We start from the raw sequence: 21,845 nt of genomic DNA, 5'->3' as shown, positions 1-21,845 counted from the left end.
CGCTGGTTAGGCAGATGAGAAGCGCCGCGCGACCGCCGCCGCGACGCCCACCACGTCCACCGGCCCATCGACAGCGGCGAGCTGCTTCGCGAGCTTCTTCGGCCAGCAGACGTCGATGCCGCGGGTGGTGAACGAGCCGCCGAAGAGCGGCCAGTCCGCGTCAACGAAGCAGAACGCACCGCGCACGGGTACCGGGCCCACGACCTCCTGGACGAGCGCCACCTGACGGAGTGCACCGTCGACGAGCTTCATTCGGTCGCCGCCCACGATGAGCCTCTCCGTGCGGGCTCGGAACAGGCCGCCCTCGACCTGGAGCCGCGGCCGCTTGTCGCGGTATCGCTTGGCGTCGACGGCCCAGACGCCGACGCGGGTGATCACGATGTGGTCGATGTTCGCTCGGGAGCCGAGGATACGGCGGTCGTGGAGCACGGCGAGGTGCTCGGCGGCAACGGCGTCGAGAACCCGGCTGACGACAGCTTCACCAGCGGCTCCGGACTTCCACGCGACAGTGCTCTGTCGCTCACTCGAGAGCGCCACGGCGATCGTGCCGATGCGCCCCTCACTCCACGTCTGTCGGATCTTTACCGCGTCGCGGGCCCGCCTGGGTCCAGTGGGCCTGACAACCGAAGCGCCCCGTGATGCTGGTTCGAGCTAGCGATCGCTATCGGGCGCTATCCCATGCTTGCTGGTGCTGGCAAAGGGTTCGAGTGCAGCATCGAGGGCTCGGGCATCTTGCCAGAGGGCCGTGATGCGAGCGAGTACGTGATCGGCAGCGCTGTCAGCAGCGCCGAGCGCGGCGTATGTCTCCGGCAGCGTGAGTTCGTCGAAGCGGGACCCTGCGCGCACTACCGGCCCGACAGCCTCCCGCTCCGTCCCGTGCGCAGCGGCGACGCGTCTGACGGGGACGATGCCCGTGATCGACCGACCGGACAAGGTCACCCCGGTCTGGGCCCACCCGTGAACGTCTAACGGCAACAGCAGCTGCTCCGCTCGCCGCCACTCCCCCGGTACCGGCTGCTCGCAGTCATGCACGTCGAGGTTGCCTCTCGTGGGATCGAGCAAACGAACGACGTCGCCGCGGAAGCCGGTCCACACCGGACCCACGATCCGCAACCACCGGGTCACCGCGCACGCAGCACACGCAGCCGGATCATCCGCGGAAGGGACCACCTTTCCGCGGATCCGCACGATGCTCGTCACCGCGACCTCGCCCGCCGTGACGGTTTGCGCCTCTCGGCGGGTGAGGTGCAGCACGCCAAGGAGGACGATGAGGAAGGCGTCACGGCGGCCGCGGAGACCAAGCGGATAGCGGTACTTCGGAATCGCCGCGAGCACCTCGCCGACATCCACACTGTGCGGGGCCGACTGGTGCGGCCACACGCGCCCCTGCAACGCCGGAAGCGGATCCGGATAGCCGGCGGCGAGGTGGTGCGCGCGAATGCTGGAGCGCCGGAGTCGCTGCGTCGACGCCGCGCCGGGGAACGCGGCGAGGAACTGCTCGATCGTTGCCGGCGCCGCCGGCAACGACGCCTGGCTGGTCGCAGCGCACCATGCCACGAACCGGTTCCAGTGCGCCCCAAACGACCCCTGCTCGCTGCGAAGTTTGGGGGAATCTTGGGGGGTCATAGCCGCATCCGGGTGACGGCGTTGCGGACCAGGGGCGTGTACTCGCGGTCGTAGATCTGCAGGGTGGCGGCGTTGGTGTGGTGGGTCTGGTTCATGATCTCCACATCCGTCGCGCCCGCGTTCCGCGCCTCGGTGACGAACCCGGCACGGAGCGAGTGCCCGGACCACCCCTCCTCCCCCAACCCCGCCGCTCGCGCACGGCGCGCGACGGCCTTCCCGACCGTTGTCGGGCTGATGCCGGTGTCCCGGAACAGCCCCCACTTCGACACTGCGCGGAAGAACGGCATCGACGGCGGCAACCGATCGGGTCCGAGCCCATCTGCACAGACATGGACGGACAAGCCCGCGCCAGCGAGTGCCGCGAACAGGCCGGCTTCTCCTCGGGTGTCCTGTGCGGCCATCAGCCGATAGAGCCGGACGAAGGCGCACGGCGCGCAGGTGACCGGGTTCGCGCCCTGCTTGAGCGCCTTCACCCGCCCAACCCCGTCCTGATCGGTCTTCGACCGCCGCACGCGCGCGTAGACACCCTCGCCATCGACGATGCGGAGATCGGCGACGGTGAGTGCGGTGAGCTCGGACTCGCGGAACGCACCGACGAACCCGAACAGCAGCAACGCGTGATCCCGGGTCGCCAATGCCCCGGCCTGGAGGTCGGTGACGTCAATCGTCAGCAGCGTCGTCTGCAGGGCCTGCAACGTCATCGGCTTCGCGCGCCGGACCGGCACTGACCGGGTCCGGCGGATTCCTTTCAGTACGTCGCGGACGATCGGGGTGGAGCCGGGCGGGGTGTGGCCGCGACGGGTGTGTTCCCAGTCGATCGCGGCGACGTAGCGACTGATCGTCGCCGGCGCATACCGCTGCCCACCATCAGGCAGGACCGCGTTGGCCTTGTCCGCGAGGAACGCCGCAACCTCCGCAGGGTCGACCGGTGCCGTGGTGATCTGCTCGAGCTCGGATGGTTTGGAGATCTCGTGGTCAAGGAACCCGGCACGCCAGCGGGCGAACTGTAGGAGGTCCGACCGGTACGCGCGGATCGTGTTCGGCGACAGGGATGCCTCCGCGAACAGTCGCGGGGAGGCATCCGCCGGCACCGTCACGGCAGCGGCGGCCGGGCTCCCCTCCCCCACCACCGCGCGGAGCCGCGCGAATGCCGTCCGGGACCGCTCCGCGGCCGCACGCTGCTCCGCTGACGCAGCCCGACCGCGCGCACCACGCTGCGGGGGCACCGGCGCGGGATCCTCGACTGCGACGTCCTGGTTCACCTGGCCTCTTCTCCTGGCGCCGCCGGCCCTGTGCACACGTCCCGCCTCAGTTCCGATAATAGTTCTTCTCGGAACATCTCGGCGCGTGTGGAAGCGGCGAAAACCACCCTGTCTCTGCGCCAATGTTGCTTCTCAGCGCACAAAATTCGGCGGCATCCCTCTAAGAGGGATGCCGCCGACTCGCGGGAATCGGAACAGATCTAGCCGTGCTTGAAGATCCTGTCCTTGCGCCGGGTTGCGTCGCCGTTTCGATTCAAGATGATCAGCGCTTCCGGTCTCTCAGCCGTAACCACGCGCCAGCGGCCAGAAGGATTACGCCGAACCCAATAAAGATGAGGGGCAAGGTTGGTCCGCTCGGGAGTGCTACAAGCAAGACGCCGAACACAGCGATGAAGACTATGCCGCCGATCATGAGGATCATGGGCCGGTGTCCGTGCCGCTCGGGACTGTCGTTCAAGCGCATGCGAATGCTCCTCCAACGCCGATACCCAAGCCGACCCCGAGACCAACTAATCCACCGATGTCAGAGATTGTGCCCGCCGCGGCGACTGTGGCTGCGCCCGCCGCAGCCACACTGAAGGGTGCAGCAACCAAGGCACCAATGGCGAGCGCGACGCCTGCAAACACCAATCCGCACTTCACGCCCTCTGAAAGACGCCCCGTCGGATCGGACCCGTTGATCGGGTCGCAGCCAACGAACGCATAGCGGTTCGCGTCATTAGGACTGAGCGGCGCATCGAGGGTGTCACGCTCGATCCATTGGCCGGTCGTTGCGGACTGCCACCGATACCCGAACTTCGTCAGCCCGCTGTCGCTGTTGCTGGAGCGGAGGCCGGTCTTGTAGCCGTAGGGGTTCTGCTGCCACTGCGTGCCGGTGTTGCCCTTGGTGACGGTTTCGGCGCCGTAGGCGTCGTAGGAGATCTGGTAGGCGATCCTGCCGGTGTCCGCGATCGACATCGTCGGGTTTCCGATCCCGTCGAGCACGTAGAGGCTGGTCACGCCGTCGCTGGTACGGAGATCCAGCGGCTGCCCGGTGACCGGGTCGGATACAACTGATGCGGTGCCGGTGCCGATCTGCTCGCGGGTAGCAACCACGGGGACGCCGTTGGAGTCGGTGGTGCCATACGTGTAACCGTATTCCGCTCCGCCATCGGTGGACTGCCAGAGCAGCTTGTTCATATCCGCGCCGGCGTACTCGTAGCTGGTCTTCACACCAGCCTTCGTGGACGAGGTCAGCTGCTGCGCCCCGTTGTACGTATACGTCTCCCCCGGCGCCTTGGTGAGGTTCCCGGTCCCGTCGTACGTGTACCCGTCCGTGGTGATCTGCGAGACGGCGTTGTATGCCAGCTTCTGGTCACTGATCGTCGCCTTGGTGACAGCGTTGGTGGCCTTGGCTTCGGTGCGGTTGCCGGCGTCGTCGTAGGTGAACGCCCAGTTCGTCGGGTTCGTGCCGCCGGACTGCGTGATCCCGGTGAGGTGCTTGGTCGGGGTCTTCCCGTCCGTGTCGGTGTACCCGTACGTGGTGGCCTGCTTGCTGATGTTGTCGTACGACCACTGCAGCTTCGTGCGGTCGTTGCCCTCCGTGGCGGTGCAGGTCGGGGCGGTGGTGGTGGCCATGTAGCAGTAGTCGGTGTCGACGACGAGCTGCGGATCCTCGTTCGCAGCCCACGCCTGCACCTTGGTGACCTTGCCGGACTTGTCGTAGCTCAGCTTCTGGTGCGCGCTCCACGTGGACGGTGCAACACCGGGGATTGCCGATGCGTTGGCACCGAGCCACGTGTCGGTACGGCGGCCCTGCTTGTCGGTGAGGTAGATCTGCTTCGCCGTGCCCGCGCTCGTCGGATACGTCGTCGCGGTGAGCACCTCCGACGCGTCGTACGTGTGGGTGACGGTGCCGGTGGAGTCGGTGACCTGCGTCGTGTTCCCGGCGAGGTCGTACCCGTAGGACACGGTTCCACCGCCGGCAGTGTTTACCGTCGCGACCAGTCGGTTGCGCTGGTCGTAGCTGTTGGTGATCGTGCCGGTCGCGGAGGTCTGGCTGGTCTGGTTGCCGTTGCCGTCGTAGACGTTGGTGACCGTCGCCGTCCCGTCGCTGAACGCAGTGGACGTGTTCCGGTCATCAGCGTCGTACCCGTACGTAGTCGTGTTCCCACGCCCGTCGGTCTCGGTCGCGACCCGGCCGAAGGCGTCGTACGTGTAGTTCTTCACACCGAGAGTGGTGCCGGTCGGCGGAGTGATCTTTGACAGCTGCTTGTTGCCGTCGTAGGTGTACGTGGTCGAGTTCGACCCGTTCCCCGGCGCCGTGGCGCTCTTCACCGTGCCGTCGGAGTTGTACGCCACCTTCGCCTGGACCGTGGTGTCCGACCCGGACTGCGACGAGGTCTGGTTGCCGACACCGTCGTAACTAATAGTCGTGCTGTTACCCGAGCTGTCGGTGACCTTCGACGGCAGGTACGCCGTCGCCGAGCCCGAGCCGTACTCGGCGGAGCTCGAGGAGCCGGAGCCAGTGGTGGACTTCGTCAGCGACTGGCTGGTGTTCTTGCCGTACTCGTTCGACGTCGTCCCAGTCCCACTGTCACCCGATGCGCCGGTCGTGGACTTCAACACCCCGTTGTTCGCGGGGTTGTACGTCTTCGAGCGTTCACGGTTCGCCGGGTCAACGGTCTTGGTCACCAGGTCGTTGCCGTCGAGGGTGTACGTCGTGTGCGCCGCGGCGGCGACCGTCGCCGACTGGTCCGACCGCGGGTCAGCGACCACGGTGGACGTGTCCGAGGCATACGAGAACCGCGTCACAGCAGTACCGGCGGAACCGGCCGTGGTGTTGCGCTGTTCCACCTTCGTGACTCGGTCGGATGAGTCGTAGGTGAAGGCCGTCACGCCGCCGGTGGGTGCGGTGATCGAGGTGAGATCGCCGTTCGTGTACGCGAAGGTGGTCTTCTTGCCGGTCGCGTCCGTGTAGGTGGTGACGTCACCCGCGGAGCTCTTCGCGAAGGACACGCTCCGCGAGCTCGAGCCGGACGTCTGGGAGAACGTCTGCGTGCTGTTCGCGTACGACGACTTCACCGTCTTCGCACCCGTCGCCCCGGCGGTCGAGACGATCGTGGTCAGCGCGTACCCGTCGGAGGTGTTGAAGCTGGTCTGGTTGCTGTTCCGGTCCACGATCGACGTCGGCTGGCCGGCGAGGTTGAAGTGCGTGGTCGAGTTCGACGTCCACCCCTTCAGCGTGTACTCGTGCGTCGTACTGTTGTCGACGCGGGTCAGGGTCTGCTGCAGACCGGCCGGGCTGATGAACGCGCCCTGCGCCCCGGACGGACGGAACTGCCACGCCGTACCGACAGCGTCGGTGTAGATGACACCCTGCGCGTTCGCGGTGAGATCACCCGCGCCGGCGAGGGCGTACTGCCACCGGTTCGCGTCCATCGTATTCGCATCACCAACGGTGGTGCTGCGCGAGTTGTACGCGGCACCGATCGTGGTGTTCTGCGTCACACCCGGCAGGCTCATCGCCGACGTAGTGACCAGCAGGTTCCCGGTCCCGACATCGACGGACGCGTTGGTCTGGTCCGTGATCGGGAACGGCAACGTCGTCGCCGACGTCCGCTGACCGGTCCGGTTCGTGTTGCCAGGGCCACCAGGGAGCGAGTTGTACGCACCCTGCAGGTCGACGAGGTAGTTCATCGCCGCGGTACCCATGTTCTTGATGCGGATCTTCCCGTTCGCACCGACCGGCGCGACCACGGTGTTCGTCATCTTCGACGTCCGGTCGGAGCTGATCGCAGACGACTCCGGCTCCGCCGCACCATCGGCCCACATCTTCGCGTACGAGTCAGCACCACTGTCGTTCACCGCGGTGAACGTCACCGCGGCAGCCGACAAGCCGCCCTCGACCGTCGGAGCACCCTGGACACCGCCGACCTGCACCGTGAACGATGCACCCGAAGCGATGCTCCCACCGTTGCGGGTGTCGATGAGTCGACCGTTCAGCGGGGTGAAGCCGCCACCCGGGTTCGACTGCAGGAAGTAGCCCTGGATGTCGACGACGAGGTCGATCTTCCCCCCGCCCTCAGCGGTGTCGATGCTGAACTTCCCATCGGCGTTCAACGCGACCTGCGCGTTCATCGCGGTCGACTGGCCCTCGACGGAGTTGTAGTTCAGGACACCCGTGCTGCGGGTCTCACCGGTCGGGGTGGGACGGACGTAACCGGCCTTGGCTTCGCGGTTGATCACGATGATGTTCACCGCGACCGCCGCAGCGCCAGCCGGAATGCCGTTCGAGCCGGTTGCCTGGATGGTGCGCTGCGAACCTGCTGGGATCTGCCCCTGCGCGGCACCGATGCCGCCACGGGAATCGAGCACTCGGGACGGCGACATCGCCACGAACCCACCGGCAGACACGCCGTTCTTCGTCGACGTGTAGTAGCCGGTGATGTCGATGACGACCTTCGACTGCGCCGTCTCGGTCCGCACCTGGATCGTACCGTCATCCGCGACCGCGAGCAGTCCCGTGTTCGACGTGTTCCCGCCGACACCAGAGTTGTAGATCATCATCAGCGTCGTCGTGTCGTCATCGTCGGCGCGCATCTGCAACTGACCCGACCCGGACGGATCGGCGATGGTGACCATCATCGTCACCGCGCCGATCCCCGACGACGGCAGTCCGGCTACTCCGGCGACCTTCACCGTGCGGAACACGCCCTTCTCGGTCGCACCGCCCAACACGCGGGCGTTGGAGGGCATCGGCACGTACTGCCCGCCCGTACCGGTCACCACAGCCTGCGCCGGTGCCGGCTGCGAAACCACCACCAACAACGAACCCAGCAAGGCGACCAACGTCACCACTGCCAGCATCACTCCACGAACACGACCGGACAACGACGCAGCGAACACGCGAAAAGAACCCCTCAGCACGTCGCACCAGCGCACAGCCCCCATGGCTGCACTGTGCAACTCCACAGAACGTTACGGAGCATCGCTCACCACCGCACCCCCACATGTGGGGGTCGAAACGTCGAGCGTCGCACCGATAGGGCCGGAGCCTTCCCGTGCCTGCATGGACGAAGGGACCACTCAGTACAACGCCGCGATCCCGCGCACATCCCCCAGTCCGAGCGTCCGCTGCGCCGTGTCGCACACCGTGGACGACGGCTTCATCACGAGCCCGGACTTCTGCGCCGTGTGCCCGAGCCCGTACGAGTGCCCCCACTCGTGCGTCGCGATGCCGCGCAGGTCGAAACGGTTGCCCGAGCAGGTGCTGGTCGATCCCCACCGGTGGCTCGTCGAGTAGCGCTGGTCGGTCTCGAAGGCGACCCCGTCCGTGAAGGACCAGATGCACGTCAGCGCCAGGGTCTTCGACGGCAGCTTGCCCCACCCGATGACGCTCGCCCGGTTCGAGGTCCCGCAGCCACCATCCGCGGTGACCGCAGGCTTCTGCGTCGCGGTGCCGAGGTACTCCTGCGCCGCCGTCGACTGGACCGTCTGACCGCACGCCGAGATCGTGCCGGTCCAGGCCTCGGCACCGCGCTGGATCGCTGCGGCCTTCGACACCTTCGCCCCGGTCGGGTTGTACCGCCACCGGATCGGCGACTCCCAGTGCGCGCCGGTCAGCACGTACGCCCTGCTCCCGCAGCTCGCGGACGTCGTGGCGCCGCCGTGCGAGGCAGTCCCGCGGATCGTCGGCCCGAGGGTTCGCCGTTGCTGGGCTGCGCGTTCCTGCCGGACGGCGACGGGCGATCCGGCCCACACTTCGTCGACCTGCACGGCGACGCCCGCGGCACCACGGTTCGCGATCACCACGTCACCGGGGTCGGTGTCCCCTTCGGCGACCGGTGCAGCGGTGAGCGTGACACCGGCTGCGGGCACCGCGAAGGTCCGGCCGTCCTCGAGCGCCACCACGCCGGAGTCGACGTGACACCCGGACGCGAGGTCGTGGACCGAGATGCTGTCGCCTCGGCAGCTCGCAACATCCGCGATCCCTGGTGCGGCGATGACCGCCGTCAGGACGAACCCGAGTGCGACCGCGGCTGCGGCCTTCGATGACGTGCGCACTGCGCCCTCCTTGATCACACCGCACCCGAACCACGGTGGCGGACGGCTGCATCAGTGTTCGAGGGAGCGGAAGGTCCGACAAGCCCCCAGAACGGCCGCGGTGCGCAGAGCGGACCGGGTAGCGTGCCGCCATGCAGTGGGGCGACACCGGACTCGACGACCACCAGATCGCGTTCGTGCTCCAGACGCTCCCCGGCGCGGTCTTGGTGGCGGATGACTCGTGGGGGCTCCTCGACACGAGGGTCCTGCACGTCCGCGCTGGCGTCGACAGCTTCACCGTGAAGGCCTCCGGCCCGACCAACACGCACTTCCCCCGCGAGCTCGACGCGCACCGCACCGCCACCGCCGCACTCCGAGCCAACGGCGACACCGGTGCCCTCGTCGCCGCGAACGAGGAGCACCGCGTCCTCGTGCTCGAACGCGTCCCCGGGCACCTCGCCCTCGGGACCCCGGACGAGCACGATCCCGACGTCCACCGCCGGGCCGGAGCACTGCTCCGACGGCTGCACGACCAGGACGCCCGCCACGACCCGACGTTCCTGCCGCACGAGCAGGCGAAGGCCCTCCGCGCGCTCGATGCCCCGCACCGGATCTCGCCCGACGTCGTCGCCCGGATCCGCGCGGCGCTCGAGATGCTCCCCACCGACCACCCGGACGAGCTCCTAGTGCCGACCCACGGCGACTTCCACCCACGCAACTGGATCGTGGACGACGGCAGGCTCCGCGTCATCGACTTCGGCCGCTTCGGCTGGCGCCCCGCCTCCTTCGACCTCACCCGACTCGCAGTGCTCCACTGGCAGCACGATCCGACCCTCGAAGCGGCGTTCTTCGACGGCTACGGCGACGATCCGCGCGAGTCGGACGCCTGGCGCTGGCTGCAACTCCGCGAAGCAGTGGGTACCGCGACCTGGGCCTACGCGGTCGGCGACGAGGGCTTCGAGGCCCAGGGCCACGACATGCTCCGCCGCGCCCTCGCCGCGTTCTGACCCGTCAGACCGGAACCCAGCTCACGGCACCCGCACGAACCGTGGCGCCCCGCGATCCCGCAGCCGGAACCCGAGGTGCTGGTACAGACCGATCGCCCCGGTGTTCCCGGCAGCCGCGTGCATCAGCGGCGCCTCCCCACGCTCGCGGATCCCGTGCGCGACGGCGAGCACCAGCCGCCGCCCGAACCCCTGCCCCCGGTACCCCTCGTCCGTGCACACCGCGCTGATCTCGGTCCACCCCGGCGGGTGCAGGCGCTCCCCCGCCATCGCGACGAGCCGACCGTCGCGCCGGATGCCGAGGTACGTGCCGAGCTCGATCGTCCGCGGCAGGAACGGCCCCGGCTTCGTCCGCTCCACCAGGGCGGTCATCTCCGGCACGTCGTCCGGCGTCAGCACGACGGCCTCGGGGTCCGGCGCACCCTCGATCGCCTCACCGGTGAGCTGCACGCCCCCGGCGCCCTCGACCAGCTCCCACCCCGACGGCAGGACGGCAGCCGCACCGACGCCGAGCATCCCGCCCGACCCGAGCAGCGCCCGGACGTCCTCCCAGTCCTGCGGCGTGGGCCGCGCAGGGATCCCCGTCCACACCGACACGTCGGTCTGGTAGCGGACCACGTCGCCGCGCCGCTCGGCGAACCGCGCGTGGTGGCTGTTCAGCGCGGCCATGGCGGGCGCGTCGAGCACGCGCGTCGGGGTGCCGTCGTCGGCGATGGTCAGGTCGAGCGTCCGGAGCGCTTCGCCGCGGGCATCACCACCACGGAACCCGAGGTCCTCGATCCGCCGACGATCGCCGTCGGCCCACCCGGCGGTGTCAGCGACGACACCGGAGGCGTACTGGTTCGTGGCACGGTGGACGACCTGCTCGACCTCCGCTGCCGAGGCCACGAGGACCTCTCCGGGCCGGATGAGCGCAGTCGTCGTCATCCCACCATTCTCTGCCCGCGGCGAGCGCCGCCGGCGCATCGTTGCACCCCGTGACGCCCCCTCCGAGAACCCGCGACCGGCGCCTCACGCCAAACGCGCCGCCACGAACTCCACCATCCGCCGCACCAGCAGCGCCCGCGACGACGCCCGCCGGTACTCGTGCCCCTCACCCTCGAGCTCCAGGTACTCGACGTCGTGCGACCGCTCCCGCAGCGCCGCGACGACCTGGTGCGCCTCACCGATGGGCACGTTCGTGTCGAGCTCGCCGTGCACGACGAGCAGCGGCGCCGTGACGTCGTCGATGGCACGCATCGGCGACAGGGCCGCGAGCAGCGCTTCGTCGTCGACGGGGTGTCCGTACTTCGTCGCGGCCGCCGAGGCGATCCACGGTTCGGTGTCCCGGTAGAACGTCGCGAAGTCGCTCATCCCGCACACCGCGACCCCGGCCGCGAACACGTCGGGCGTGAACGCCAACGACGCGAGGGTCGCGTACCCGCCGTACGAGCGCCCCTCGACGGCGACGCGGGAGCGATCGGCGTACCCGTTGGTCACCAGGAACCGCGCGCAGTCGACGACGTCGGCGAGCGCGTTCCACCGCAACGCCAGGTCGTCGGCGTGCACGAACTCGTGCCCGTAGCCGGACGAACCGCGGATGTTCGGGGCGAACACGGTCACCCCGGCGGCGGCGAGCGCCTGGTGCTGTGGCGAGAACGTGGGTCGTTCCTGCGACTCCGGTCCGCCGTGCAGGTGGACGAGCGCTGCGCGCGGGCCGGGAGGAACGTCCTGCGTCGCGCCGTCGACGTCCGCCGACGACGCGGCCGGCTCCACCGCCCGGTACAGCCAGCCGGTCAGCTCCAGTCCGTCACGGGCGGCGAACCGCTCGAGGGTCGGCTCGACCAGCGGCACGTCGGGCAGTGCGGGAACGTCGGTGACCCGGTTCCAGGTGAGTGCGTTCGTGTCGAGCCGCCAGAGGCCCCGCGGTCGGGTGGGCCCTTCGACGGCGAGCAGCACGCTCCGTCCGTCACGGCTGAGCACCGGGTCGGTGACCACGTACCCGGGCAGGTCGGGCACCGGGGTGCGCGAGGCGTCGTGGGTGTTGATGAGGTCGAGTTCGCTGCGCCCGTCGACGTTCCAGACGAGCAGCAGCGTGCGGCCGGCGTCGTCGGCGTCGAGGTACTCGAGCTCGGCGTCGGGCCGTTCGGCGATCTGGCGGGGTGTGCCGCGCCACCCGTGCGGTCCGACCGGCTGGGCGACGAGTCCGCGGCGGGGCAGGCCGGCCTCGGTGGCGACGTAGGCGACGAGCGGGCTGGTCTCGCTCGCGGGCGAGGGCCGCAGGAACGCGATGTCAGCGGACCCGTCGGGGTCGTCGGCGAACAGGGCGTGGCTCTCGTCGGTCAGTCGGTCGACCACGACGACGAACTCCTGGCCGCGCTGCCCGTCGCTCAGCACGACGAGGCGTTCCTCCACCGACAGGTCGAGGATGTGGATGAGTTCGCCGACGGCCAGGTCGTCGCGGTCGCCGGAGACCGGGTCGACCAGGTACGAGCGGGCCGGCTGGTCGGCTTCGGTCGAGGGCAGGGTGATGACGACCCGGTGCCCGCTGCGGCTCCACGGCCCGAGTTCGGCGTGCTGGTACCGCGAGCCGGCGATCTGCGCGGCGTCGCTGCCGTCCGGCCGCACCACCCAGACCTGCTGCTTCACGCCGCCGTCGGTCGCGATGGCCACGGCGAGCCACTCCCCGTCGGACGACCACGACACCCGGATCACCGGGTCGTCGGACAGCGCGATCCGCACCGGTTCGGGCAGCTCTCCGTCGACGACGACGTCCTGCACGAACACCTCGGGGGTGCCGTGCCGGTCGGACACGAACGCCACGCGCCGGGCGTTCCGGGTCATGGTGGGGCCCCACGACCCCCAGGCGGCGGCGAGCCGCTCCCCCAGGTCGGCCGCGGCCCTGGTCGTGACCGAGGGACGGACGTCGGCCGACGACGCGACGCTCGCCGCGCCTCCAGTCCGGAGCGAACCCATGGTCACCGCACCCCCTGCTGCTGCAGCCACATCTCGATCAGGCCGAGCTGCCAGAGCGCGTTCGCGCCGATCTCGGTCCGCGTGCTGTTCGGGTCCTGGAGCATCCGCTCGACCGTACCCGGGTCGAACAGGCCACGTTCCCGCGCCTCGGGTGCGTGCAGTGCCGCGCGCACCCGCTCCAGGTAGGGGCCCTCGAGCTGGCGGATCGCGGGCACCGGGAACGACCCCTTGCTGCGGTCGATGACGCTGTCGGGGACGATGCCGCGTGACGCCCGCTTCATGACGCCCTTGCCGCCGTCCGACAGCTTGAGTGCGGGTGGGATCGCACCGGCGAGCTCGACGAACTCGTGGTCCAGGAACGGCACGCGGGCCTCGAGTCCCCACGCCATCGTCATGTTGTCGACGCGCTTCACCGGGTCGTCGACGAGCATGATCGTGGTGTCGCTGCGGAGCGCGGCGTCGACGCTCGTCTCCGCTCCGGAACGCGCGAACTCGCGGTCGACGAACGCCGACGGGGTGTCGTCGTCGCTCTTCCACCGCTCCCCGAGCAGCCCCTGCAGTGCCGGCCAGCGGCGGTCCATGAACACGGAACGGTAGGCCTCGGCCGCCTGGTCGCGGGGGACGTCGGCGAGCGGCGGGTACCAGTCGTAACCGGCGAGCACCTCGTCGGCACCCTGGCCGGACTGCACGACCTTGACGTGCTGCGAGACCTCCTGAGACAGCAGGTAGAACGCGACGCAGTCGTGGCTGACCATCGGCTCGCTCATCGCGGCGACCGCACCGTCGATGCCGTCGAGCAGGCGCGTCGAGGGGATGTGGATGCGGTGGTGGTCGGTGCCGAAGTGCTCCGCGACCTGGTCCGAGTACTCGAACTCGTCGCCGGACTCACCGCCGGCCGCCTCGAAGCCGATGCTGAACGTGGCGAGGTCCTGCTGCCCGGCCTCGGCGAGCAGTCCGACGACCAGGGACGAGTCGATACCGCCGGACAGCAGGACGCCCACGGGGACGTCGGCCACCATGCGCCGCTCGACCGCGGTGCGGAGCGAGCCGATGAACGCCTGCTCCCAGTCCCGGTCGGTCCAGTCGGCCTTGGCGGGGTCGCGTTCGAACCGCGGCTCCCAGTAGACGGTGTCGCGGGCGGTGCCGTCGCGCTCGATCACCCGGACGGTGGCGGGCGGGAGCTTGCCGACGCCGGAGAGGATCGTGCGGGGCGCGGGGACGATCGAGTGGAAGCTCATGTACGAGGCGAAGGCGACGGGGTCGATGGACGTGTCGACGTCCGTCCCGCCGTCTCCCGCAAGGATCGCGGGCAGGGAGCTCGCGAACCGCAGCCCGCCCCGCACCGGCGCGACGTAGAGCGGCTTGATGCCGAGCCGGTCCCGCGCGAGCACGAGTCGGCCGCTGGCGTGCTCCCAGATCGCGATGGCGAACATGCCGATCAGGTGCTCGACGAAGGCCGTGCCCCACTCGGCGTACGCCAGGGCGATGACCTCGGTGTCCGACGTCGAGAAGAACTCGTGGCCCTTGCCGCGCAACTCGTCACGCAGCTGCTCGTAGTTGTAGACCATGCCGTTGTACGCGATCGTCAGTCCGGCGCGGGGCAGCACCATCGGCTGCGCACCGGCGGTGGACAGGTCGACGATGGACAGCCGCCGGTGGCCCAGCGCGACCGGCCCGCGGGCCCAGAGCCCGTCACCGTCGGGGCCGCGGTGCACCATGCACCCGGTCATCCGGGCAACCGCCCCGACGTCCGGCGCTCGGCCGTCGAACCGGATCTCACCCGCGAGTCCACACATCAGCGCTCCCCTGTCGTCCCGATGATCCACGTGTCCTTCGCGCCGCCGCCCTGCGACGAGTTGACGACCATGCTGCCCTCGGGTGCGACGCGGGTCAGGGCCACGTCGGCCAGGTGCACGTCGTCGGGTCCGGTCCCCGTCGCGTAGACGAAGGCCCGCAGGTCCACGTGCCGCGGGTCGAGACCGGCCGGTCCGATCGTCGGGTGCGAGGACAGCTGCACGACCTCCTGCCCCACCCACCCGGCGGGGTCCGCGGCGATCTCGCGCCGTCGCTCGGCCACCTCGGGGGCGCTCGCGCTCGGTCCGATCAAGACCCCGCGCCCGCCCTCGCCGTCGACCGGCTTCGTGACGAGTTCCCCGACGCGGTCCAGGACCGACAGCCGTTCCACCTCGATGCTCGTGCGGTACGTCGGCACCGATGCCAGCAGGGGTTTCTCGTCCAGGTAGTACCAGATCAGGTCCGGCACGGTGACGTACATCGCCTTGTCGTCGACCAGCGCGTTGCCCGGCGCGTTCGCCAGGTAGACGCGGCCTGCCTCCGCCGCGTCGAGGATCCGCGCACCGAGGTCGGGAGCGTGCTCCGCCGTCAGCGCACTGACGTCGCGGTCGATCCGCAGGTACAGCCCGTCGAGCACGTCGCCCGTCGTCGCGTCGACAACACGTCCGTCACGGACGTCCAGGTCCGATCCGGACAGGAGGCGCAACCCTGCCCCGTCGGCCAGCCTGCGGTGTTCGAACCACGCGCCGGCGCCGGGGCCGTCGCTGACCAGTGCGATCACGGGGTCGGTCGCGCCCGTCACCGCGGTGGTGTTCGCACAGAGGGTCCGGCGCAGCCGGTCGATCACGCCGTGCGGGTCGCGCAGGTGCGCCGGCCGCGGGGCGTCCGGCACGACGTCGTCCATCAGCTCGCGCAGGGCGATGCCGTACGCGACGCCCGAGGGCGAGCGGACGTTGTCCTCGAGCACCCGCCAGCCGCCGAACTCGTTCCGCACCAGGTCGAACCCGAGCACCGGCGCACGGACGGCGGTCGCCGGCAGCCGGGTGGCGTCCGGATCCCAGCCCTTCGCGCCGACGAAGTGGTCCGCGTCCAGCACGCCGTCGGCCACGATCCGCCGCTCGCCGTACGCGTCACGCAGGAACAGTTCGATCGCGCGGGCACGCTGCCCCAGGCCACGCTCGAGCTGCGACCACTCGTACGCGCTGATCGTCCGGGGTACCAGGTCGCAGCCGAACGCCTGCGCGTCGCCGTCCACCACGAAGCCGACGTGGTGCTCGCGGGTCCAGACGTCGCGGGCAGTGCAGCGGTCGATCGCGGTCTCGGCGTCCCAGCCGTCGAAGAAGGCCGCCAGGTCGCGGAACGCCGGACGGGGGCGTGCCCCGGGGCCGACCGCTTCGTCACCGGCACGGACGCGGTATCCGGGGATCGGGACCACCGGGTCCTCGTCGCGTCCGGACGGGAGCCCCGCGGTGTCCTCCACCACCAGGGCGACGACGTCGTCCAGCTCCCCGCGCTCGGCGTAGGCGGTGCGCTGCCGGTCGGTGGAGTTGCCGCGGGCCAGGGTCGCGTCGAGGAGCTCCGTCACCGTGCCCCAGTCGCCGAGCTCCTCGAGCTCCGGGCGCAGGCGGGACACGAGCTGGCGCACCGCGACCTCGGCGGGCAGGCGTTCGGGGTGCTGTCCGAGGCCGACGAGTTCCCCGCTCAACCCGGAGCGGGCGGCCTGCCACATCGCCGCACGGTGCAGGGGTTCACTCCGCGGGTGCCACTCGGCGCCGGACACGACCGACTTCTCGGCCTTGCGCACGGCGGCGCGGAAGAGTCCGGCGATGAGCACGGCGTCGTCCACCACCGGGGTCGCGTCGCAGACCCGCAGCTCGAGCGTCGGGGCGTGCGACGACGGCCGCACGTCGAAGTAGGCCATCTTCTTGTCGGCGATCACGCCCGAGGCGATCAGGTCGTCGAGTACCCGGTCGTACTCGGCGGCGTCTTCCACCGGACCGAAGCTGCCAGCCGACGGCCATCGCTGCCAGATGATGCTCCGGAACGAGGCGTAGCCGGTGTCCTGCCCGTTCCAGAACGGACTCGACGCGCTCAGGGCGAGCAGTGACGGGAGCACCGGCGCCACCCGCTGGGCGATGAGCACCGCCAGGTCGCGGTCACTGACCCCGACGTGCACCTGCAGGCCGCAGATGAGCTGTTCGTCGACGAGCATCCGGTACTGCTCCTGCATCCGGCCGTACCGACCGCCGGCGCTCAGCTCGAAGTCGGCGTACTCCGACCTCGGCGCGGTGCCGACGGCGGCGATCGTGACCCCGGCCGGGGCGATCGCGGCACTGAGCTCACTGCGCAGGTCGACGATCACCCGCCGCAGGTCGTCGAGGGTCCGCACCACCGGGGTGTTCGTCTCGATCGTCGTGCGCTGTAGCTCGGCGCCGAAGCGGTCGGTGGGCAGTTTGGGCAGAAGGCGCGGGGCCTTCGCGGAAAGTCGGCCGGACTCGAGGTCGATGAGGTGCAGCTCTTCCTCGGCGCCGAGCGTCAGCTCTGCACTCATGGCTGGAACCTACGCGTGTGCCCTGTGGTGCGCACCGCGGCACACCGCCCGACTCGTGCCCGTAACACGGTCGTCGACCGGTCGTCACGAGCACTGAACTCACGTCCGCACCGTGCGCACCTCTTCACCCCGTGCGAGGTTGCACGCTCCGTGCGCCGCTACAAGCGCGCACCACGCGTGCAACCCCGCACCAGCCCGCGCAACGCGCACCGTGCGACCCGCGCCAACCACGCACCAGCCCGCGAAAGCCGCACCGTGCGCACCTCTTCGCCCCGTGCGAGGTTCCACGCTCCGTGCGCCGCTACAAGCGCGCACCCTGCGGTCAACCTCGCACCAGCCCGCGCACCTCGCACCGTGCGACCCGCGCCAACCGCGCACCGGCCCGCGAAAGCCGCACCGTGCGGGCCGGCGCCTACCCCCGCGTCCGCGCCAACCGCCGGTTGAGTGCCCCGTTCAGCAGCGCGACGAGCAGCCCCACCGCGAACACGAGCGTCCCGAAGCACAGCACCTGCGGCGGCATCCCGGCCTTCGCGGCGCCGTACACGAACAGGGGGAAGGTGACGGCGGGCCCGGCGACGAACGAGGTGATCACGTAGTCGTCGATCGACATCGCGAGCGCCAGCAACCCGGCGGCGAGCATGCCCGGCGCCAGCAGCGGCAAGGTGACGAGCCGGAAGGCCTGGAACGGCGTCGCCCCGAGGTCGCTCGCTGCCTCTTCGAGCACCCGCGACGTGCCGGAGATCCGGGCCCGGAGCACCACCACGACGTACGCGACGTCGAACGCCACGTGCGTGATGAGCACGGTCAGGAACCCGGTGCCGAGTCCCACCGACAAGAAGAAGGAGAGCGATGCCGAGCCGACCACGATGGACGGCGCCGCGATGTCCGCGAAGACGACGGCGTTCACGGCACCACGGCCGGGGAACCGGTACCGCTCGAGGGCCAGGGCCAGCGGCAGCCCGATCGCGACCGAGATGATCGCGGCCAGGAACGCGACGACGACCGAGGTGACGAACGCGGCGCCGAGGCCGGACACGTTGACCAGGTTCGCGTACCAGTAGGTCGTGAAGCCGTTCCACGCGAACGACAGCCGGTTCGTCGGGGCGTCGTTGAACGAGTACACGATCATGTAGACGATCGGCACGAGGGTGATCGCGATGGTGACCCAGTACACGATCGCGAGCCAGGGACCGCGGCGGTTCACGCCGTGGCGGCTCGGACCGCGGGCGATCCCACCGGTGGCCGGGGCGGCGGACGGACGGGTCGGTGCGACGGCGGTCATACGAGGTCCTCGAGGTCGTCGGTGCCGGAGACGCGGGCGTAGATGAACAGGATGATGCCGAGCACGACCATGAGCACGGTCGACAATGCCGCGGCGACGTTGTACTGCTGGTTGCCGGAGTAGGCGTCCTGGATCGCCTGGCCGATCGTGTACGTGTTCGTGCCGCCCAGCAGGGCAGAGTTCACCGGGTCCCCGACGCTGTCGATGAAGACGAGCAGGACCCCGGCGAAGATGCCCGAGCGGGACAGCGGCAAGGTGGTGTGCCAGAACGCCCGGAACTTGCCGGCGTACAGGTCGTTCGCGGCCTCGCCGAGTCGTGGGTCGATGCGCTCGAGGGCGGCGTAGATCGGCAGCACCATGAAGGCCAGGTCGTTGTAGGAGTCTCCGAAGATCACCGCGCCGCCCGTGCCGAGGATGTGGAAGTCCTTGCCGGCCAGGCCGATCGCCTGCAGGAACGTGACGACCGGCCCCTGCGACGCGAGCACGAACGCCCACATGTCGGTGCGGATGATGAAGGACACCAGGAAGCTCACGAACACGAGCATGAGCAACGGGTTCTTCCACCGCGGGGACACCCGGAACGCGATGAAGTACGCCACCGGGTACCCCACGATGATGGTCACGACCGTGGCGGCGGCGCCGTACCAGAGGGATCGGAGCAGGAACGTCAGGTACGGCACCTGCGGGTCGACGAACAGGGACCCGTAGATCCCCCAGTTCCACGTGAAGGTGTAGCCGTCGTCCGGGTTGCCCGACATGAGCGAGACGATGAGCCCCGAGACGAGCGGGATGACGAAGAACACGCAGAGGTACGCGGTGCCCACGAGCGCGAGCAGGAACGGTGTGCTGCGACGCCGCCCCCGACGGACGGGCGCCGGACCGGCGCCCGGTGTCGGCGCGGCACCCGGGCCGGCGACCCCGACCGCCGTCACGACTGCACCACCGCGTTGAAGATGCCGTTCCACTCCGAGTACTCGTCGTAGTTCTCGAACACCCGGAACTCGTGCGACCGGTCCAGCACGTCGGAGTCCGGGAACACCAGCGGGCTGTCCGCCACCGTCGCGTCGTCGAGCTCGTCGCGGACGTAGGCCTCGGCGCCGGGGACCGGGCAGACGTAGTTGACCCAGTCCTCGACGATGCCGGCGATCTTCGGCGTGTAGTAGAAGTCGATCCACTCGAGGGCGGCCACCGGGTTCGCCGCCTGCTGGGGGATCATGAGGTTGTCGTGCCACATCATCTGGCCCTCCTCCGGCGTGACGAACTTCAGGTCCTCGAACCCGGACTGCTGCGCCTGGAAGACGTCACCGGACCAGGCCTGCGTGATCCAGGTGTCGCCGTTCTCGAGCTTGTTGATGTAGCTCTGGTCGTAGAAGCCGGTCACGCTCGGGCGCAGTTTCCGCAACCAGGCCTGCGCTTTCCGCCAGTCCGCCGGGGTCGACGTCTCCGGGGCGATGCCGTTCGCGAGCAGTCCGAGGGAACCGAGCTCGGTGTTGTCGCTCATCAGTCCGACACGGCCCGCGAACGCCGGGTCGAGCAGGTCCTGGAACGACGTGATCTCGCGGTCGATGTACTTCGGGTTGTAGGCGATCCCGGTGAACCCCGTCTGCCAGACGACGGAGTGCTTGTTGCCGGGGTCGTACGTCGGGTCCTTCACCGAGTCGCCCGCGTTCGCCGCGAAGTTCGGCAGGCGCGAGTGGTCGAGCTCGCACACGAACCCGTTCTTGATCATCTGGGTCAGCTCGAAGCCGTTGGTCATCACGATGAGGTCGTAGCCGGTGGCACCCTGCGCCCGCAGGATCGGCGACACGGTCGCGTAGAACGTCGCGTTGTCCTGGATCACCGCCTGGTAGTCGACGCTGATGCCGGTGGCCTGCTGGAACAGCGCGAGCGACTCGGACTTGCCGTGGTCGGAGTCGATGTAGAGCGGCCAGTTCGCGAAGTTCAGCTGCTTCGTCGCCTCGGCGTCCTTCCAGAACGCGGTCCAGTCGACGGCGTTCTCGGCGCCGGAGGCGGCTGAGCCCTTGATGCTGCACCCGGTGAGCAGTGCCGCGAGCGCGGCGGCTCCTCCGCCGGCCAGCAGACCGCGTCGGCTGACGCGCGCGGACGTCAGTCCGCGCAGCAGGTCCGGGCCGGGTCCCCCGCCGGTCACGCGAGCGATCCTGCCGTGGCGGGTGCGGACTGGAGGCCCGTGGCGGCGTGGGTGGTGACGGCCTGGTCGGACGCGGGGTGCGCCTCCAGGCCGAACCCGTGGTCGACGCCCCACGTGAGCCAGACCTCGGTGCCGGTCGCGATCCGCGGCCCGCCCTTCGAGTTCTGCGCGAAGACGGAGACGCGGCCGGCGCCGGGGACGTCCACCAGGTACTGCGTGCTGACGCCGGAGAACGAGACGTCGACCACGCGGCCGGGGCCGAGGATGTTCCGGCCGGCTTCGGGCGTGGGCTCCGAGGTGCGGATCTTGAGCTTCTCCGGACGGATGCCGACGACGACGCTGCCGGAGGTGGCGACGGCGCGGTCGGCGGGGACGGCGATGGTGCCGGCCGGGGTCGCGACCACGAGCAGCGGGCCGTCGGTGCCGCGGACCTCGCCCTCGAGCAGGTTCGACTGGCCGAGGAAGTTCGCGACGAACGCGGTGCGGGGCAGCTCGTACAGGTCCTGCGGGCTGCCCATCTGCTCGATCCGGCCGCCGTTCATCACGGCGACCGTGTCGGCCATCGTCATCGCCTCTTCCTGGTCGTGGGTGACGTGCAGGAAGGTGAGCCCGACCTCGGCCTGGATCGTCTTGAGCTCGAGCTGCATCTGGTGCCGGAGCTTCAGGTCCAGCGCGCCGAGCGGCTCGTCGAGCAGCAGGAGCGCCGGCCGGTTCACGATCGCGCGGGCCAGGGCGACGCGCTGCTGCATGCCGCCGGACAGGGAGGCGGGGCGCTTGTCGGCCGAGGCGTCGAGCTCGACCAGGTGCAGGGCCTCGCGCGCCTTCGTCATCGGGTCCGGGATCCGTCGCCGCTTCAGGCCGAACGCGACGTTGTCGAGCACGCTCATGTGCGGGAACAGCGCGTAGTTCTGGAACACCGTGTTGACCGGCCGCTGGTACGGCTTCGTGTCGGTGACGTCCTCGCCGCCGATCGTGATGGTGCCGCTCGTGGGCTCCTCGAGCCCGGCGACCAGTCGCAGTGTCGTGGTCTTGCCGCATCCCGAGGGGCCGAGCAGGGCGAAGAACGAGCCGGCCGGCACTGTCAGGTCGAGCGCGTCGACGGCGGTGTGCCCGGGGAACGACTTGGTGATCTGCTCGAGCCGGAGATCGGCTCCGGATTCGGCGAACGTGCCGGTCATTGCCATGGTGCCTCCTGCTG

Annotated in this window: 14 protein-coding genes; 1 reads left to right on the top strand and 13 read right to left on the bottom strand. The window is 69.8% G+C overall.

Features of this window, described 5'->3' with window-relative positions; translation table 11 throughout:
• Positions 1-6 precede the first annotated feature (6 nt).
• From KZI27_RS01370 to KZI27_RS01350, 5 genes are all read right to left on the bottom strand, one after another.
• A complete protein-coding gene (locus KZI27_RS01370; RefSeq protein ID WP_222659008.1) occupies positions 7-537 on the bottom strand; it encodes a nuclease-related domain-containing protein in 531 nt (176 codons plus the stop codon).
• A gap of 114 nt (positions 538-651) precedes the next feature.
• Positions 652-1,626 carry a hypothetical protein gene (locus KZI27_RS01365; RefSeq protein ID WP_222659007.1) on the bottom strand — a complete coding sequence of 325 codons (975 nt, stop codon included), beginning with the start codon at positions 1,624-1,626 and terminating at the stop codon, positions 652-654.
• Positions 1,623-2,924, bottom strand: coding sequence for a tyrosine-type recombinase/integrase (locus tag KZI27_RS01360; protein WP_222659006.1), 1,302 nt, complete (start codon positions 2,922-2,924; stop codon positions 1,623-1,625). The genes KZI27_RS01365 and KZI27_RS01360 overlap by 4 nt, the downstream gene beginning before the upstream one ends.
• A 417-nt stretch (positions 2,925-3,341) precedes the next feature.
• The gene (locus KZI27_RS01355) at positions 3,342-7,820 is read right to left on the bottom strand and encodes an RHS repeat domain-containing protein (protein WP_222659005.1); all 4,479 of its coding nucleotides are present in this window, start codon (positions 7,818-7,820) and stop codon (positions 3,342-3,344) included.
• A gap of 135 nt (positions 7,821-7,955) precedes the next feature.
• Complete coding sequence (locus tag KZI27_RS01350) at positions 7,956-8,933, bottom strand: matrixin family metalloprotease (protein ID WP_222659004.1); 978 nt, start codon at positions 8,931-8,933, stop codon at positions 7,956-7,958.
• 131 nt (positions 8,934-9,064) lie between these two features.
• Here KZI27_RS01350 and KZI27_RS01345 point away from each other — a divergent pair, with 131 nt between their 5' ends.
• Positions 9,065-9,919 carry a phosphotransferase enzyme family protein gene (locus KZI27_RS01345; protein ID WP_222659003.1) on the top strand — a complete coding sequence of 285 codons (855 nt, stop codon included), beginning with the start codon at positions 9,065-9,067 and terminating at the stop codon, positions 9,917-9,919.
• Between the two features lie 21 nt (positions 9,920-9,940).
• Here the strand turns inward: KZI27_RS01345 and KZI27_RS01340 are convergent, their stop codons facing one another.
• From KZI27_RS01340 to KZI27_RS01305, 8 genes are all read right to left on the bottom strand, one after another.
• A complete protein-coding gene (locus KZI27_RS01340) occupies positions 9,941-10,843 on the bottom strand; it encodes a GNAT family N-acetyltransferase (protein ID WP_222659002.1) in 903 nt (300 codons plus the stop codon).
• An 84-nt stretch (positions 10,844-10,927) separates the two neighbouring features.
• Positions 10,928-12,871, bottom strand: a complete 1,944-nt coding sequence (locus KZI27_RS01335; RefSeq protein WP_261784255.1) for a S9 family peptidase — start codon at positions 12,869-12,871, stop codon at positions 10,928-10,930.
• 2 nt (positions 12,872-12,873) lie between these two features.
• Positions 12,874-14,667 (bottom strand): N-acetylglutaminylglutamine amidotransferase, encoded by a 1,794-nt coding sequence (locus KZI27_RS01330; RefSeq protein WP_222659000.1) that lies wholly within the window; start codon positions 14,665-14,667, stop codon positions 12,874-12,876.
• Positions 14,667-17,216: a carboxylate--amine ligase/circularly permuted type 2 ATP-grasp protein gene (locus tag KZI27_RS01325; RefSeq protein WP_222658999.1), complete on the bottom strand. Its 2,550-nt coding sequence runs from the start codon at positions 17,214-17,216 to the stop codon at positions 14,667-14,669. The genes KZI27_RS01330 and KZI27_RS01325 overlap by 1 nt, the downstream gene beginning before the upstream one ends.
• Before the next feature lie 412 nt (positions 17,217-17,628).
• Positions 17,629-18,498: an ABC transporter permease gene (locus KZI27_RS01320; RefSeq protein ID WP_111083719.1), complete on the bottom strand. Its 870-nt coding sequence runs from the start codon at positions 18,496-18,498 to the stop codon at positions 17,629-17,631.
• Positions 18,495-19,430, bottom strand: a complete 936-nt coding sequence (locus KZI27_RS01315) for an ABC transporter permease (RefSeq protein ID WP_222658998.1) — start codon at positions 19,428-19,430, stop codon at positions 18,495-18,497. The genes KZI27_RS01320 and KZI27_RS01315 overlap by 4 nt, the downstream gene beginning before the upstream one ends.
• The gene (locus KZI27_RS01310) at positions 19,427-20,647 is read right to left on the bottom strand and encodes a PotD/PotF family extracellular solute-binding protein (RefSeq protein ID WP_222658997.1); all 1,221 of its coding nucleotides are present in this window, start codon (positions 20,645-20,647) and stop codon (positions 19,427-19,429) included. Before KZI27_RS01310 ends, KZI27_RS01315 begins: the two co-directional genes overlap by 4 nt.
• Positions 20,644-21,831, bottom strand: coding sequence for an ABC transporter ATP-binding protein (locus KZI27_RS01305; protein ID WP_222658996.1), 1,188 nt, complete (start codon positions 21,829-21,831; stop codon positions 20,644-20,646). Before KZI27_RS01305 ends, KZI27_RS01310 begins: the two co-directional genes overlap by 4 nt.
• Positions 21,832-21,845: the final 14 nt, after the last annotated feature.

The sequence above is a fragment of the Curtobacterium sp. TC1 genome, from assembly GCF_019844075.1.
Lineage (GTDB): Bacteria > Actinomycetota > Actinomycetes > Actinomycetales > Microbacteriaceae > Curtobacterium.
Note: the sequence above shows the minus strand (reverse complement) of the source record. Positions and strands in the feature narration are given on the sequence as shown.